Source organism: Streptomyces synnematoformans, from assembly GCF_039531005.1.
Classification (GTDB): Bacteria; Actinomycetota; Actinomycetes; order Streptomycetales; family Streptomycetaceae; genus Streptomyces; species Streptomyces synnematoformans.
The window spans coordinates 26,736-41,895 of the sequence record NZ_BAAAPF010000004.1; the positions used below are offsets into that span (position 1 = coordinate 26,736).

At 73.3% G+C, this 15,160-nt stretch carries 15 protein-coding genes and 1 tRNA gene; 3 read left to right on the plus strand and 13 right to left on the minus strand.

Annotation, left to right across the window (positions count from 1 at the left end):
• Positions 1–2: 2 nt before the first annotated feature.
• Positions 3–2,804, minus strand: a complete 2,802-nt coding sequence (locus ABD317_RS02320) for an NPCBM/NEW2 domain-containing protein (protein ID WP_344287281.1) — start codon at positions 2,802–2,804, stop codon at positions 3–5.
• Between the two features lie 228 nt (positions 2,805–3,032).
• Between ABD317_RS02320 and ABD317_RS02325 the strand changes: the two genes are divergently transcribed.
• Positions 3,033–3,383, plus strand: a complete 351-nt coding sequence (locus ABD317_RS02325) for a metallopeptidase family protein (protein WP_199789005.1) — start codon at positions 3,033–3,035, stop codon at positions 3,381–3,383.
• Positions 3,384–3,425: 42 nt separating this feature from the next.
• Here the strand turns inward: ABD317_RS02325 and ABD317_RS02330 are convergent, their stop codons facing one another.
• A complete protein-coding gene (locus ABD317_RS02330) occupies positions 3,426–3,653 on the minus strand; it encodes a hypothetical protein (RefSeq protein WP_344287283.1) in 228 nt (75 codons plus the stop codon).
• A gap of 338 nt (positions 3,654–3,991) precedes the next feature.
• On the opposite strand from ABD317_RS02330, the gene ABD317_RS02335 reads away from it, so the two are divergent.
• Together ABD317_RS02335 and ABD317_RS02340 are read left to right on the plus strand one after the other, a co-directional pair.
• Entirely contained in the window at positions 3,992–6,007 is a 2,016-nt protein-coding gene (locus tag ABD317_RS02335) for a DEAD/DEAH box helicase (protein WP_344287285.1), read from the plus strand.
• Between the two features lie 142 nt (positions 6,008–6,149).
• A tRNA-Lys gene (locus ABD317_RS02340) sits at positions 6,150–6,222 on the plus strand.
• A gap of 180 nt (positions 6,223–6,402) precedes the next feature.
• Here the strand turns inward: ABD317_RS02340 and ABD317_RS02345 are convergent.
• The 11 genes from ABD317_RS02345 to ABD317_RS02395 all read right to left on the minus strand — a co-directional run bounded on the left by ABD317_RS02345 (position 6,403) and on the right by ABD317_RS02395 (position 15,160).
• Positions 6,403–6,729, minus strand: a complete 327-nt coding sequence (locus ABD317_RS02345; RefSeq protein ID WP_344287287.1) for a hypothetical protein — start codon at positions 6,727–6,729, stop codon at positions 6,403–6,405.
• A gap of 14 nt (positions 6,730–6,743) precedes the next feature.
• Entirely contained in the window at positions 6,744–7,622 is an 879-nt protein-coding gene (locus ABD317_RS02350) for a radical SAM/SPASM domain-containing protein (RefSeq protein ID WP_344287289.1), read from the minus strand.
• Positions 7,622–7,750 (minus strand): hypothetical protein, encoded by a 129-nt coding sequence (locus ABD317_RS02355; RefSeq protein ID WP_344287291.1) that lies wholly within the window; start codon positions 7,748–7,750, stop codon positions 7,622–7,624. The genes ABD317_RS02350 and ABD317_RS02355 overlap by 1 nt, the downstream gene beginning before the upstream one ends.
• Positions 7,751–7,922: 172 nt before the next feature.
• Positions 7,923–8,120: a hypothetical protein gene (locus tag ABD317_RS02360; protein ID WP_344287294.1), complete on the minus strand. Its 198-nt coding sequence runs from the start codon at positions 8,118–8,120 to the stop codon at positions 7,923–7,925.
• Positions 8,117–8,380, minus strand: a complete 264-nt coding sequence (locus tag ABD317_RS02365) for a hypothetical protein (RefSeq protein ID WP_344287296.1) — start codon at positions 8,378–8,380, stop codon at positions 8,117–8,119. The genes ABD317_RS02360 and ABD317_RS02365 overlap by 4 nt, the downstream gene beginning before the upstream one ends.
• Before the next feature lie 90 nt (positions 8,381–8,470).
• Complete coding sequence (locus ABD317_RS02370; RefSeq protein ID WP_344287423.1) at positions 8,471–9,688, minus strand: helix-turn-helix domain-containing protein; 1,218 nt, start codon at positions 9,686–9,688, stop codon at positions 8,471–8,473.
• Between the two features lie 178 nt (positions 9,689–9,866).
• Positions 9,867–10,148, minus strand: a complete 282-nt coding sequence (locus ABD317_RS02375; protein WP_344287298.1) for a histidine kinase — start codon at positions 10,146–10,148, stop codon at positions 9,867–9,869.
• Positions 10,145–10,444 (minus strand): hypothetical protein, encoded by a 300-nt coding sequence (locus tag ABD317_RS02380; protein ID WP_344287300.1) that lies wholly within the window; start codon positions 10,442–10,444, stop codon positions 10,145–10,147. Before ABD317_RS02380 ends, ABD317_RS02375 begins: the two co-directional genes overlap by 4 nt.
• Positions 10,445–10,447: 3 nt before the next feature.
• Positions 10,448–11,326: a peptidoglycan recognition protein family protein gene (locus tag ABD317_RS02385; protein WP_344287302.1), complete on the minus strand. Its 879-nt coding sequence runs from the start codon at positions 11,324–11,326 to the stop codon at positions 10,448–10,450.
• A 70-nt stretch (positions 11,327–11,396) separates the two neighbouring features.
• A complete protein-coding gene (locus ABD317_RS02390) occupies positions 11,397–11,732 on the minus strand; it encodes a hypothetical protein (RefSeq protein ID WP_344287304.1) in 336 nt (111 codons plus the stop codon).
• 20 nt (positions 11,733–11,752) lie between these two features.
• Positions 11,753–15,160, minus strand: coding sequence for a hypothetical protein (locus ABD317_RS02395; RefSeq protein ID WP_344287306.1), 3,408 nt, complete (start codon positions 15,158–15,160; stop codon positions 11,753–11,755).

Here is a 15,160-nt window from a genome sequence, read left to right on the forward strand (position 1 = left end):
CGTCAGGCGCAGGACACCTTCGCGTCCGCCCAGTCCGCGTGGTCGTAGCTGATGCCGTCGCCGCCGTCGGCGACCTCCAGCGTCAGCACGTCGACCCCGGCCACGTCCGCCGTCACCGGCTGCGCGCCGTCCGCGCCGCGCAGCGTGCCGGTCGCCGCCAGTTCCGTGCCGTCGCCGAGGACCCGGAAGCTCACCGAGCCCTGGTCGCCGACCTCGTCGTCCACGCCCACCTGCGCGGTGAAGGCGCTGCACGCGCCGCCGAGGTAGACCGTGACCCGGGACGGCGCGTGGGCGCCGAGGCCCTTGTCGTACGTCGTGCCGCCGATGGTCAGCGGCGCGCCGTCGCCGGCGCCGTCTTCGCCGACGCTGGTGTCGACCTCGACCGGGCCCCAGCCGTTCGTCGCCGTGAGCAGGTGCAGGTCGCCGACGTGCGCCTCGCCCCGCGGCACCGGCGGGGCGACCAGTACCCGCACCGCCTGCTCGACGTGCACCGGCGGCTCCGCCCGGCCGGCGCCCGGCGCCCGGTACTCCGCGACGACGGGCACGTCCGCGTACCCCGGCTCCGCCGACTCCGGCACCCGCACCGTCCAGCTGCCCGACAGCGCCTGCCCCGGCCGCAGCACCGGGCGCGCCGCGTCGTCGCCCGACGCCGTCCAGCCGGCCCGCGGCCGGGCGCCGAGGCGGACGTCCCGCAGGGTCGCGGACTCCCCGTCGGCGGCGGCGAATCGGCCGGTGACCTCGATCTCGTCGCCGGGTTCCGCGGTGGCCGTCGCCGGGGTGACCGCGAGCGCGGTCGCCGGCGTCGTACGCACCGGCGCGTCGCACGTCGTCCGGCCGCGCTCGGCGGGGCAGACCAGCGCAACGAACCCGCCGTTCCCCGCCACCGGCACCGTCAGCTCCGCGTCGCCGGCGACCGTGCGGCTCTCGCGCACCAGCCCGTCCGCGCCGTCCGCGCCGTCCGCGCCGTCCGCGCCGTCCGCCTCGTCCGTCACCAGCTCCACGAGCAGCCGCTCGTCGTCGTCCGCGCCCAGCCGCCCGAGGTCCACCTCGGTCTCGCCGGCCGCGCCCGCGTGGATGCCGCCGACGAACCACCGCTCGCCGGCGCGCCGCGCCAGCACCGCGTCGTCGCCGGGCCGCCCGCCGAGGTAGCGGGTCTCGTCCCACACCGTCGGCAGCTGGTCGAGCACGCGCTCGGCCTCGGGCAGCCGCGCGTACGTCTCCGGGCTGTCCGCGGGGTGCTGCAGCCCGGACTCGTACACGACGGGCAGCGCCAGCTCGTGCGCGTCGGTGTGCGTCCTGTTGGTCATGGAGAAGGTGCCCGGCGTGACGTCGGCGGAGCCGACGACGTTGCGGGTGAACGGCAGCATCGTGTTGTACGTGGGCGTCAGCGGCTGGTCGAAGGAGTAGTACTCGTGCCCGCGCACCGCCTCGTACGTCATCAGGTGCGGCCAGGTGCGCTGCAGCCCCTTCGGCAGCGTGGCGCCGTGGAAGTTGACGAGCAGCCTGTGCTCGGCGGTGGCGGCGAGCACGTCCTCGTACCAGGCGTGCCGGCCCACCCCTTCGGGCTCGCCGCCGCCGTTGTTCATGAAGTCGACCTTGACGCCCTTGACGCCCCAGTCGTTCAGCTCGCCGAAGACGCCGTCCATCTCCTCCGGAGTGTCGACCTCCCACCAGCGGAACCACAGCAGGATGTCGACGCCCCTGGCGCGCGCGTACCGCACCAGCTCCGGCACCCACTCGCGGCTCCAGCCCTCGTCGACCAGCGTGTACTCCCAGCCGTGCGCGGCGGCGTAGTCGACGTAGTCCTTCTGCCGCTCGAAGTCCCGCGGGCTGTCGTGCTCGACCAGCCAGGACCAGGACACGGTGCCCGGCCGGATCCAGGAGGTGTCGGCGAACTCCGCGTCCGGCGCGAGATCGCTGACGAGCGTCGACTCGGTGACGGCCGCCAGGTCGCCGACGATCGCGGTGCGCCACGGGGTCGCCAGGTCGCCGGGCGAGACGACCTCGGCCTCGGCGAGGGCGACGTCGTACGCGCCGCCGCCGTTGTCGCCGGCGGCGGTGTGGGCGAGCTTGCTGCCGGGGTACGTGGAGTCCATGCCGGACTCGGTGAGCAGCACGTACTCGTTGGCGGAGCCGGCGGCGAGCTCGAAGAGCGCGGGGTAGCCGTAGTCGCCGGCGGGGGCGCCGCCGGCGGTGGTCCGAGCGCGCACCTCCTCGTACCAGGAGGTGTGCGGCAGCAGCCAGGCGGGCGCGCCGGCGGGGAGGCGGTAGCCGGTGGCCTCGCCGGTGACGACGGTGCCCGCGGAGTCCGGCAGCTCGTAGCGGAACGCGACGCCGTCGCGGGCGACGCGGACGACGAGGTCCATGCGGACGCCGCCCTCGCCGCGCAGCGCGAAGCGGGACTCCGTCATGGGGGAGCGCACGCGGCGCTGCTTGCCGGTGGTCATCTCGTACCGCTCCACGACCCGGCGGTCCGCGCGGTCGAGGAGTTCGAGCCCGCGGGTCAGGTCGGCGTCCCGGGTGCGGAGGCCGAGGGGCGAGTCGGGGAGCACGGGGTCCGCGCCGCGGCGGACGGTGAGGGAGAGGGCGCCGGTGGAGTCGTCGAGGGCGACGTCGGCGGTGAGTTGATCTTTTTTGGTTTCTGGTGGGGCCACTCTCCAGACATCGGAGGTGGTGTCCGCGGGGGTGGGGGAGTCGGATGCGGGTGTCGCCGCGGCGGGGGACAGCCAAGCGGTGATCAGGACAGTGAACGCGGTCAGCATGGTGCCGGCCGGCCGCCGTCCCAGCGGGCCGAAGAGGGGCACGGATGCTCCTTACACATCGGATGAGCAGGAGGAACCGATGAACTGACGTGTTGCACTCTGTTGATTCACGTCTGGTTGAGTTAATTCTTGGGAGGGAGGGCTGTCAAGGGTCCTCGCCGGGCGCCCGCGGGCGGGGGTGCAAGCCGCAAAAGGCACTTTGCGGGCCGTTCGCCTCGTCTGCCCGGTGCGACCCGCCGGTATCCGGTGGGCTGACGCAGAATGGGCCGTGTGCTGGACATGCCGAACGAGGAGTTCGAGGAACTGGTCGCGCAGGCGCTCGACCGGATCCCGGCGGAGCTGACCCGGCTGATGGACAACGTCGCGGTCTTCGTCGAACCCGAGCCGCCGCCGGAGGACCCCGGCCTGCTCGGGCTGTACGAGGGCACGCCGCTGACGGAGCGCGGCGAGTGGTACGCGGGGGTGCTGCCGGACCGGATCACGATCTACCGCGGGCCGACGCTGCGGATGTGCGAGTCGCGGGAGGACGTGGTGGCGGAGACGGAGATCACGGTGGTGCACGAGATCGCGCACCACTTCGGGATCGACGACGAGAGGCTGCACGCGCTGGGGTACGGCTGAGGGGCGCCCGGGTGGCCGGGGGCCGGGGGCCGGGGCTCGGGGTCAGGCGGCCGGGAGCCGGGGGGCCGAGCCGCCGTCGCCGCCGGCCGCGGCGGCGGGGGCGGCGTGGGCACCGACGCCGCCGTCGGGCTCGGTGCCGTTCCGGTCGGCGCCGGTGTCGGCCGGCCCCGGGCGGCCGGTGCCGGAGACGGTCATGCACCCGCCGAGCGCCAGCACCGCCATCGTGGCGGCAGAGATCCGCAGGGCGGCACGGGCAGTCGGCTCAGGCATGGGGGAGCCCCTTTCAGGACGCGCGTCGTACGGCTCAACTCCCCGCCGCCCGCGGAGGACACGGGGCGCGTGGACGGGCGCACCGACCGGCGCGTACCTGCTCCGCGCGCCCTCCGGTACCCTTCGGGAGCCGGTCCCGCTCAACGGATTTGCCAGCCGGCCCACCTGGTGCGTACTCTGGTAGATCGTTTGATCCCATTTGCCCGGCGCCCCACCGAAGCGCGCCGTGTGTGGCGCGTTCCCTTCCCTGCCGTGGCAGACCGCACGAGGCGGTCCGTATGACATCCGCCGCGGAGTCGTGGCGCGTGCCGACGACTGCGGAAGGCTTTAGCTCGTTCATGTCTGAAACCCCAGTGCTCGACCCTGCCCTCGACGAGGCGGAGGCCCCCGGGACCACCGACGCCCCCGAGGCCGCCGCCCCCGAGGTCGCCGGCACCCCCGAGGCCGCCCCCGACGCCGCCGAGACGGCCGCGGCGCCTGCCGCGCCGACGTTCGGCGACCTCGGCCTGCCCCGCGGGGTCGTGGCCAGGCTCGCGGAGCACGGCGTCACCAGCCCGTTCCCGATCCAGGCCGCCACCATCCCGGACGCCCTCGCCGGCCGCGACGTCCTCGGCCGCGGCCGCACCGGCTCCGGCAAGACCCTGTCCTTCGGCCTGCCGCTGCTCGCGACCCTCGCCGGCGGCCACACCGACCCCAAGCGCCCCCGCGGCCTGATCCTCACCCCCACGCGCGAGCTGGCGATGCAGGTCGCCGACGCCCTCCAGCCGTACGGCGACCTGCTGCGGCTGTCGATGAAGGTCGTCTGCGGCGGTACGTCCATGGGCCGCCAGATCGGCGCGCTGGAGCGCGGCGTCGACGTGCTCGTCGCCACCCCCGGCCGGCTGCGCGACGTCATCGACCGCGGCGCCTGCTCCCTGGACCGGGTGCAGATCACCGTGCTCGACGAGGCCGACCAGATGGCCGACCTGGGCTTCCTGCCCGAGGTCACCGAGCTGCTCGACCAGGTGCCGCCGGGCGGGCAGCGGATGCTGTTCTCCGCGACGCTGGACAAGGGCGTCGGCACGCTCGTCGACCGCTACCTCGTCGACCCGGTCAGCCACGAGGTCGACCCGTCGGCGGGCGCGGTGACGACGATGAGCCACCACGTGTTCGTCGTGAAGCCGCGCGACAAGGCCCCGGTCACCGCCGCCATCGCGGCGCGCAAGGGCCGCACCATCGTCTTCGTACGCACCCAGCTGGGCGCCGACCGCGTCGCCGACCAGCTGCGCGAGACCGGCGTGCGCGCCGCGGCGCTGCACGGCGGCATGACGCAGGGGGCCAGGACGCACACGCTGGCCGACTTCAAGGACGGCCGGGTGCACGCGCTGGTGGCGACGGACGTCGCCGCACGCGGCATCCACGTCGACGGCATCGACCTGGTGCTGAACGTCGACCCGGCCGGCGACCACAAGGACTACCTGCACCGCGCGGGCCGCACGGCGCGCGCCGGCGAGTCCGGCACCGTCGTCTCCCTCGCCCTGCCGCACCAGCGCCGGACGGTCTTCCGGCTGCTGGAGGACGCGGCGGTGGACTCCTCGCGGCACATCATCAGCGGCCGCGGCGCGTTCGACCCGGACGTGGCCCGGATCACCGGCGCCCGGTCGATCGACGAGGTGCAGGCGGACTCGGCGGCCCAGGCGGCGACGCAGGCGGAGCGGGACGTGACGCAGCTGGAGGCCCAGCTGGAGCGGGCCCGCAAGCACGCGGCGGAGCTGCGCGCGGAGGCGACGCGGCTGGCGACGCGGGCGGGCGTGCCGCCGGAGTCGGCGGCGGAGCCGGGCGGGCAGACCGGCGAGGCGGACGCCGGGCCGGCGGAGCGCCCGTACGAGGCCCGTACGGACCGTGACGACCGGGCCGACCGCCCGTACAACCGCACGGCGACGCGGCACGACCGCAGGGAGCAGCGCTTCCGGGCGTTCGACCGCTCGGGCGACCAGCGCCCGCGCCGCAACGACCGCGACGGCCGGGAGACCCGCGACTACCGCGCCGACCGCGGCAACGAGCGCACGTACGGCACCCGGGAGCCCCGCTCCTACGACCGCCGCGACGACCGCGGCACCCGCCCCTACGACAGCGGCACCCGCTCGTACCCCCGCCGCGACGACCGCGGCGCCGCCCGCCCGTACGACCGCGACAACCGCCGCCCGTACGAGCGCCGCGACACCGACCGCTCCCGCTACGGCGGCGGCGACCGCCCCGCCGGCCGCGACCGCCGCGACAGCCGCCCCTACGGCCACGACCGCCGCACCTCGGACGACCGCCGCACGGACAAGCCCCGCTGGAAGCGCCAGGACCGCAAAAACCGCAAGAGCTGACACCCACACCCCGGGCCCCCTCCACGCACCACCGGAGGGGGCCCACCCGCGTCCCCGGGCCCCGGCCCCGTACCGGGCCCGCACCGCCGCAGGTGGATATCCGCTCGGGAGCAGCGGGAGGTCCGGGCTATGCTGGCCGGGCGGGCCGCTAGCTCAATTGGCAGAGCACCGGACTTTTAATCCGTTGGTTGTGGGTTCGAGTCCCACGCGGCCTACTCTTCTGGGCCAGGTCAGAAGGCATCTGATCTGGCCCAGACTCGTTCCTGAGCCCCGTGGAGATCGATAGCTCGGCCGATGCTCGGCCGAACTGCAAGCGATCACGCCGGGGAGTCCCCGCGCACGGAACGGCCCCGGGAGCCGATGCGCACGCTCCCGGGGCCGTCCTCTGTCCGCGGTCAGGGTCGCTCGCGCAGCTGCTCCAGCCGGCGGCGGTACAGCGGCCCGGCGGTGTGCGCCGCGCGCGCCTCGCTGGGGGCGGACGTCTCGATGAGGTGGTGTGCTAGCGCCTTCAGCTCGGCCGCCCAGGCGAGCACGTGCTGCTGCGCGGGCCGGCCGCACTCCTTCGGCTCCCCGGGGAGGCACAACGGCAGGTCCGGGCCCAGCTTGTTCGCGGCGTGGCGGACGTAGCCGGCGAGGAGCGCCCACTGCTCCTCGGTCCGCTGCACCGGTCCGTTGGCGTCGGCCTCGGTCCAGCCGCCGAAGTCGTCCCCGTGGTCGTCCATGTCTGCTCCCTGCGTCAGTCGGGCCCGTCGATGCTATCCGCGTGCCTGCCAGCTTGCGGGGCGCACGGCTGGCACGGTCCGCACCACGGGAGGCACTGCGGCGGCGTGCACGACTCGGCACCGGGCGGCCCGTGGACGTCCCGTATGGCGGCGGCGACCTCGGCCATGCGCGCGCCGTGCCAGATGTCCGCGAGGGGGGTGTGCAGCACGTTCCCGGCGTACAGGAAGCGGCCCATGGCGCAGGGCCACACGTAGCCGTCCGGGCCGATGGCGCACTGCTCGTGTGCGCACTGCCCGCACAGTGCGTCGACGGTCTGCCCGCCGTTGCGGCCCGCTCGTCCGAGTGACCGTGTCCGGTCGGTCTTGACCTGGGTGACGCCCAGCGTGCGTAGGTCTTCGGCCGCGTTCTGTACGCGCTGGCCGGACCGAGGGCCGATGACGCCCGCGCGCAGCGGGATGCCGAGTTCTTTCGCCCGCTGGATGTTCGCGCGGGTGCGCCGGTGGGAGCCGGGCAGGCGCGTGATCCGGTCGTGCTGGCGCGGGTTGTCGCTCAGATACGTGGTCGCCAGCCGCACGCCACAGGTCCGGAAGATGCCCCACAGCTCGTCTCGGACGTGGACGAGGTTGGAGAACACCTCCACCTCGACGAGGCCGGCGCCGTGCGCGTAGGCGATGAGCCGGCCGAGGAAGGGGTGCAGAGTCGGCTCACCTCCGATGAACTGCACGGTGCGCGTGCCCAGTTCGGCAAGGTCGCCGATGGTGCGCTCCCAGTCGGGGATCTTCATCGTGCCGTGTGTGCCCTTCGGGCTGCTGTCGGCGTAGCAGAAGGAGCACGCCTGCTGACAGCGTCCTGTGATCTCTAACGCGGCGAACTTCAGCGGCGGCGAGCCCATCACACGGCCCCTAACTCGGACGCGACGAGCACCGCTAGGGCGGCGAGGACGGACAGCACGAGGAACGCGGCGGCGGCCGCGGCGGCGGCTTCGCGGCGGCTGTGCGCCCGTGCGGTTCGGGGGTTCATCTGTGGCTCCTCTCGGGGCCCGCCCCGGACCGCCCGGGGCGGTGGTGCGCGCCCCGCCCGCCTGGCCTCGACAAGTGGGCGGAGCGCCTTTCCCGGCTGGCCGTGAGCAGCGGCGGCCGACCGGGGGCCGCTCCCTGGCTGGGTTGACGAAACGGCGGCCAGGGAGCGGAGTTCAGCGGTGGGGGTGCCGGCGGATGAGGACGGAGCAGTCGGTGGCGGCGGAGTGGTCGCCGCGGTTGCGCGCGGCCCGGCGGTCGTTGGCGAGCTGGCGGCACTTCTCGCAGCCGAGGGAGGGCTGCGCCTCCTTGCCGTCGCGGACCGGCAGGACCACCGGCGGCGAGGGGTCGGAGCGGCGCGCGGGGGCGGTCACTCGGCCGCCCCCTTTCCTCGGTGGCGCGGGCACTCGCACGGCGGGTAGGTGCCGTTGAGCAGAGGGGGGTTGCAGTCGCGGTCGTAGTACCGCTTCTCCCGCCCCCAGGTGCGCCCGCCGTCGCGGGACACACGCAGCGTCATCCGAGGACGGTCAAGTAGCCCGGCGGCGGGCTGCGAGTCGGACGTCATGGTGGTCCTCGCGTCGATGATGACGCGGTGCCAGCCGGAGCCCTGGCGGAGGACCGGTACAGCTGGCACCGCTACTCAGGGGACGCACCGTAAGTCGGGCCTCTACGCGGGGACAGTGACGCTCTGTGCCACTCTGCTATACGGGTAGGACGCCGTGCCCTACCCGTCGAGGTGGAGCCTGGCGGCGAGTTCCGTCACCGGAGACGTGCGGCGCCGCTCACGGCCGCGCAGCTCGGCGACGATCCTGCGGGCCGTGGTGTGGTACCGCATCCACTCGGGAGCGTCGGTTTCTGCCTGGAGGAGGGCGCGCACGGCGTGCTCGTCCCGGTTGAGGTCGACGTAGGCGAGTGCGCGGTCGACGTGGAATCGGGCCCGCCACGTCGGCGGGAGCGATGCCAGACCGGGGATCGTGCGGGAGGTGGTGATCGCCTCGCGGTTCTTCTCCATCTCCACCTGGAAGTTCACCTTGGCCACGCCGGTGTTGGTGGGGCCGAACGGCGTGGCGTAGTCGAGGCGGTCCCTGCCGATGGTGGCTGCCGCGGCGGTCGCCATGCGCAGCAGCTCGTCCACACGGTCATACCTGCTGGTGCCCTGACGGACCGTGGCTGTTGCTGCGCGGAGCAGCAGGATTCCCCACAGGGACAAGTCTGCCGGAGCGGAGCGGAAGCCGGGGTCGATGTCGTCGGCGTAGCGCAGCGCCACGTGTTCGGCATCCTCAAGCCGCCCCTGTTTGGTGAAGATCCACGCGAGCGTGGAGGCACCGACGACCTCAAGGCGCGGGTCGTCGGAGCGGCGGGCGGCGTCCGTCGCCCGTTCCATGGCCGTGAACGCCGCGTCGTCCTTCCCCAGCGCGGTGAGGGTGGTCGCAGCGACCTGATACGCCTCCGCGAGCACGGCATACGCCGACGCCCGCGAGGCGCCGTTGTAGGCGCGGGCGGCAGTGAGGGCGTCGCGGATGAGCGGAGGCAGCAAGAGCCCGATGTCGGCCATCCGGCCTTCGCGGCGGATGCGTTCAGTCGAGTGCAGCGCGGCGCGCAGAGCACCGAGGGCCGGCGGGTCCTCGGGGTCCGGGTCGTCCCCGAGGAGACCGGCAAGGGGTGCGACTGCCTGCCGCAGAGCGAGCACGGAGGGGAGTTCGCCACTGGGCGGGGCCTCGAACGTGGTCGGCTGGCCGAGGAGTGTGGACGTGTCGACGTCGAGGGCCCGTGCGAGCTGGTTGAGGGTCGCGAGCCTGGCGGTCAGCCGCCGGTTCTGCTCCAGCTTGCGCACGGTGTCGACGGACACGTCCGCGCGGTCCGCCAGTTCCTCTTGGGTGAGACGGCGTCGTGCGCGTAGCCGCCCGATACGGTCGCCGATGGACTCGCCGTGTTCGTGCATGGAGCACCCCCGCCAGGTGGATGAGAATTCCACGCTACGCCGTCATACGGGGGGTCGGGGACGGGGCGTTGCGTGACGGGCTGCTCCGCCGGCAGGCGCCACCCGGGACCGGCCCCGGGCATGACGAAACGCCCCCTGCCCCGGCCGTGAGGCCAGGCCAGGGGGCGCTTCGTGCAGCTCATCCGGTGACGATGTTCGCGATGTAGCCGGCGGCGGTGCCGACGACGACGGCGGCGCCGGTGGCCATCCACCGCCACCGCCGGAGGTCGTCGACCTCGACGCGCAGTTCCTTGATGTCCTCGTCGGTGCTGCGCGCGAGGTCTCTCACGTCCTGCTCGACGCGGGAGTTCCGCTCCACCAGGACGCTGAGGGAGCCCTTGATGTCGGCCATGTCGGTGCGGATCTCACCGCGGAGCGTGGCCAGCTCTACCGCGATGGTCGCCGACTCCGGCGGCGTCACCGGCCCGTCCGGCGCGCGAGCGCGGCCAGGGAGGCGTCCGGCTTGGCCGGGTACTCCGGCGGCCGGGCCCAGCCCAGCAGGGCGCCGGCGACGAGCCGCAGCGGCTCCCACTTGAGCCGGACCGCGGCGTCCTCCAGGACCCGGAACAGCGCGTGGTAGACCGCGGCCACGACGACGGTGACGCCGCCGGCCGCCGCCTCGGAGTCGACGTCGATGCCCAGGGCGCCGGTGACGGTCAGCAGCCAGCCGACGAACAGCGGGACGACGGTGCGGAGCACGGACAGGTAGAGGTTCATGTGTCAGTTCCCGTCGTTGAGAGCGTCGCCCAGCTCGGCGAGCGCGGCTCGTGCGCCGGCTTCGGCTGCGGCCTGGGCCTGTGCGGCGGTGAGGCTGCCCCCGGCGTCGAGCAGCTGCTGCACCATCCCGGTCAGCGCGCCCGTCTGCGCTGCCGCTGCCTCAGCGGCTCGGCGGGCACCGCGGGCGGCCCGGGTCTGGGTGGTCACGTGGTTTTTGAAGGCCCAGAACTTGTTCGTGTCGTAGCTCGCGGCGTCCTCCGGCGCGGGGTACACGCCGTCCTGGTTCGCGAGCCGGTCGCAGACCGCCTTGGCGACCCGGTCGATGTCCTTGTCACTGAGGGGCATGTCGTCCTTTCCGGCCGCGCGCGCCCGGATCCCGGGCATCACGACCTCCTTGAACTGGGTGATGCGTTTCGGGCCGGGGCAGGCGGTGCCGCCGGTGGACCATGCGGAGTGCAGCCGGTGCCAGCCGAAGCCGGGGTCCGTGCTGCTGCGGCAGATGCGCAGCGGGATGCCGTGACGGCGGTGCGCCCACACACCGAGCTTGATCAGTGCCTCGATCTGCTCGGCGGTCCACGGGTCCGTCGAGCTGGTGTTGCTCGCGGTCTCGATGCTGATGGCGCCGGTGCCGTCGCCGCGGCGGTTGGCGCTCGCGTTGGCGTCCGCGCGGGTCTCGGTGCCGATGAACTGCGCCAGGGTGCCATCGAATCCGAGGCCGAAGTGCGACTCCAGGTTCGTCGAGTCGCGCCAGTACTCGTACAGCCGCCGCGGCGTCCACGGCGCGGCCATCGAGTGCACGATGAACTGCGTCGGCCGGATCGCGGCCTGGTCGTCCGACTCGGGCTGCAACTCCATCTTGGTGGCGCCTGGGTACCAGGCCATGCGCGTCTCCTGGGCATGAAGAACGCCCCGTGCTGGTGGGCGCGGGGCGGGGCGTGGGTGGGGGTGGGTGTCAGAGTTCGAAGGCGATCCAGTCGACGGTGGTGGCGGTGGTGGAGAAGCGGGCGCCGGTGAGGGTGAAGCCGGTGGTGGAGGGGTTGGTGTAGCCGACTTCGAGGACTACGCCGGGGACGGAAGTGTGTGCGGTGACCGAGACGATCGGTGTGGAGGAGAAGAAGCCGACGGGGAAGGCGACGTCGACGTGCTGGCGGATGTAGTCCTGGTCGTAGCCGCTGCCGGCGGCGTTGATGGTGGTGCCGGTGGAGAAGTCGAGGGTTTCCCTCCCGGACAGGATGCCGGCGTTGAGCCGGGCGGCGGTGACGGTCATGCCGGGCAGCCACAGAGCCATCGTGCTCGTGCCTCCTTCTTCTACAGCGCCACGATGGCGGGGTGGGCCAGCGACAGCGCGGTGCCGGCCGGGTGCGCCTTGGTGATGCCGTTGACGGCGCGGGTGACGGTGAACACCTGGGGGTCGGCCACCTGGAAGTCGTCGTAGACGAGGGTGGGGTTGGTGTTGGTGTTGGAGCTGGTGACGATGGAGCGGGTGCCGACCTGGCCGGTGGTGTGGTCGGTGTCGGTGGCGACGACGTTCCACGAGCGGGGTTCGGGGTCGCCCAGCAGCCATGCCTTGCCGAGCAGTTCGGTGCCGATGGCCTGGAAGCGGGTGTTGAGCAGGCCGCCGGCGGTGTAGGCCAGGTTGGGGATGTTGCTGATCAGCTCGCTGTCGCTGTCGACGACGCGCTTGCGCAGGGACAGGATGATGCCGGCGGCGGTGGTGGTGAACTCGATGCGCAGGTAGTACAGGTCGCCGTCGCCGGTGTAGCGGCCGGCGACGCCGGCGAACTGGGAGCCGCCGGTGGAGGTCTCGACGACGCCGACCTTGCAGTACAGGTTGAAGTCGTCGGCGATGGCCGGGGTGAGGACGCTCAGCCGCGCGGTACTCAAGGTGCTGCACAGGTGCCGGGCAGTGCCGGCGGACACGGCGTAGTCGGTCGCCACGCCGCCCGAGATGGACCACGCCTGACCGGTGGGGGCGGTGCCCCAGCCGGAGGTCGCCACGCGGTCGAAGGGATCGGCGATCGAGTGGGTGACCGCGGTGACGGTGGCGACCTCCCCGCCCAGGTGGATGTCCCACGGAACCTCGGCCGGGTCGGTGGTCCACGGCGAGCCGGCGGTGGCGCGCACGACCAGCTCGGTGTCGTCGGCGCCGGCCGGAGCGAGGAGTTCGGAGCCGTCGGTGTCGGCCTTGCCCAGGACGGGGTCGTCGGTGACGGCGACGGTCCAGGGCGAGGCGGGGGAACAGTTGAACTCCAGCGTCCAGTCGTACTGGCCCAGGTGTTCGGTGTAGCCCTCGACGACCAGGCGCACCGCGCCGGGCGGCAGCCAGGCGGGCAGTCCTTGGACCTCGATGACGGCGCCGATGTCCAGGGACAGCACCAGCGGAATCAGGTGCGGTGCGGCGGCGAGGTCGACGGTGAGCTTGGGGTAGCGGGCTTCGTCGACGGTGCCCAGATGCAGCCGCCAGGCGGCCACATCCTCGGTCTGGTCGTCGGTGTGGAGGTTGAGGGTGACCTGGTCGTCGTAGGTGCCGACGCCGTCGGGCGGAGCCTGTACCGACAGCGGGCCGTCGTCGAGGACGGCGCGGCCGGAGCCGCCGTCGAGGCGGGTGACGGTGACGTCGTTGCGGGTCTTCTGGTCGTCGTCGACCGGCTCAAGCGGCGGCGCTACTTCACCGTCGGTGTCGTAGTGCAGCACCAGCTGGGGGGTGCGGTTGTAGCGCAGGTAGCGCGGCAGGTACGCCAGCGCCGGGGTTTCGCGGTTCTCGTACAGCAGGCCGCCGTCGGCGGCGGCGCAGTCGTCGACGACGTCGAGGACGGTGGCGATGCGCTGCGGGCCGACGGCCATGGACTCGCCGGGGATGCCGGGGATGGCCATCTCCAGGTTCTCCTCGTCGGCGACGCGCCGCATGCGGGTCAGGGCGCGTTCGCCGGCGAAGCCGTCGTCTGCGCCGGCGTAGACGTCGACGCCGGCGTCGGTGGTGGAGGTGCCGCCGGTGTCCCACACGCCGAGGTGGCCGATGGCCATGCCGGTGAAGTCGCTGCCCCACTCCCCCCGCACGGATGTGATCTTGCCGGGGTTGCCGGTGAAAGCGGTGTTGACGACCCACAGCGTGTTCGCGGAGACGTCGCGCCAGGCGACGCACACGAACGTGGAGGGCCCGGAGTCGAAGGAGTAGAACTGCAGGCGGTTCCAGACGCCGGTGAAGTCGGCGATGGCGTCGGGGTCGGTGAACAGGAAGAAGGCGACCACGGTGTCGTCGTCGTCGAGGGCTTGGACGCGGATGCCGGCGGTGGAGATCCGCACCCGCACGGCGGTGACGGAGGATCCGGCGTTGGCCAGGTACAGGCGCAGCATGGTCCGCTCGGTGGCCGGCATGGTCTGCAGCCGGTAGACCATCTCGGTGTGCCAGCCGCCCGCGGCGGCGCCGGGGACCTCGCCGCGCAGCGAGGAGGAGTTGCCCAGGGTGGGCAGGGCGTCGGCCGACGGCAGGGAGGTGTCGGCGCCGAAGGTCATGCCGCGCACGGTCAGCGGCGCCACCCCGGGCACCGGGGAGGCCGGGGCGGTGGTCAGCGGCCCGTCCTCCATGGGCCAGTACGCCAGCGGGTCACCGGAGGGGATGCGCTTGCGCAGCGTGGACTGCAGCGGCTTGGCGCCCTGGCGGTGGCGGCGCAGCACGCCGGCGACCTCCAGCGGTACCCACACGTCGTGTGCGTCGACGTCCCACCGGGCCGGCCAGGCGGAGACCTCGCCCCACAGCCGGCGGTAGAAGGCGGTGATCTCCGCGCTGCCCTGCAGCTGCCAGGAGCGGCCCGCGGCGTCGGTGAAGCTCGTGGTGCCCGGAGTCTGGGCGGTGAAGTCGGGGTTGGCGATCAGGGTGCCGTCGATGCCGTTGCGGACCTCGGCGGTGAAGTAGCGGCCGGCGCCGGGTGCGAAGGTGTCGACGGAGATGTCGCCGATCTGCAGGTCGGCGGTGCCGCTGGTGTTGATCGACGTGGTGCCGGCGGTGACGATGTCCTGGCCGAGCTGCGTCCACGGCCCGGCGATCGAGGCGGCGGTGTAGAAGCGCACCACATGGGCGCCGGCGCCGTCGTCGACGTCGAGGGTGGCGCGCACGGCGGCGCGCTGCCCGGAGACGACCGGCAGCACGTCGGTAGAGACCCGGTCGGTGAAGGTGGCCCCGTCGGTGGACCAGCTCAGCACCAGGGTTCCGGACTGGCCGGCCACCAGCCGCCACATCCGCGCGTTGCCGGCGGTGTTGTAGCGGCCGATCAGCTCGTTGGCCTGGTTGGCGAACCCGGCCGTCTGGGTGGGCAGCTCGGCCAGCGCGAACTCCAGGCGCACATCCAGGTCCCCGGAGATGTCCAGCTCGGCGGCGGACGCGACCCGGGCGCGGTCCCCGGCGGCGCCGATGATCCGCAGGTGCGGCTCCGGGCCGCGGGCGTGGATGCGGATCGGGGTGTTGCGGCCGATCAGCCCGTACAGGTCGCTGTTCGGGTTGCGCGGCGAGTACCGCCCGGAGATGCCCGGCGCGGCGCGGGAGGCGCCGTTGTTGAGCGTCAGCGTGCACCTGCTCGGCTCCAGCGAGCCGGCCTCGTCGTCGCGGCCGCGGTCGATGGTGATGATGTCGCGGTGGTAGGCGTCGTCGGTGATGTCGATCCACGACTGGCCGGCGCGGATCTCCACCAGCACCTCCAGCGGGTCTTGCGGGAACGCCAC

Coding starts and splice junctions, on each gene's coding strand:
- ABD317_RS02330 (WP_344287283.1), bottom strand. CDS start 3,653: ATGCCTGAGCCGACTGCCCGTGCCGCCCTGCGGATCTCTGCCGCCACG.
- ABD317_RS02335 (WP_344287285.1), top strand. CDS start 3,992: ATGTCTGAAACCCCAGTGCTCGACCCTGCCCTCGACGAGGCGGAGGCC.
- ABD317_RS02345 (WP_344287287.1), bottom strand. CDS start 6,729: ATGGACGACCACGGGGACGACTTCGGCGGCTGGACCGAGGCCGACGCC.
- ABD317_RS02350 (WP_344287289.1), bottom strand. CDS start 7,622: ATGGGCTCGCCGCCGCTGAAGTTCGCCGCGTTAGAGATCACAGGACGC.
- ABD317_RS02355 (WP_344287291.1), bottom strand. CDS start 7,750: ATGAACCCCCGAACCGCACGGGCGCACAGCCGCCGCGAAGCCGCCGCC.
- ABD317_RS02370 (WP_344287423.1), bottom strand. CDS start 9,688: ATGCACGAACACGGCGAGTCCATCGGCGACCGTATCGGGCGGCTACGC.
- ABD317_RS02380 (WP_344287300.1), bottom strand. CDS start 10,444: ATGAACCTCTACCTGTCCGTGCTCCGCACCGTCGTCCCGCTGTTCGTC.
- ABD317_RS02385 (WP_344287302.1), bottom strand. CDS start 11,326: ATGGCCTGGTACCCAGGCGCCACCAAGATGGAGTTGCAGCCCGAGTCG.
- ABD317_RS02390 (WP_344287304.1), bottom strand. CDS start 11,732: ATGGCTCTGTGGCTGCCCGGCATGACCGTCACCGCCGCCCGGCTCAAC.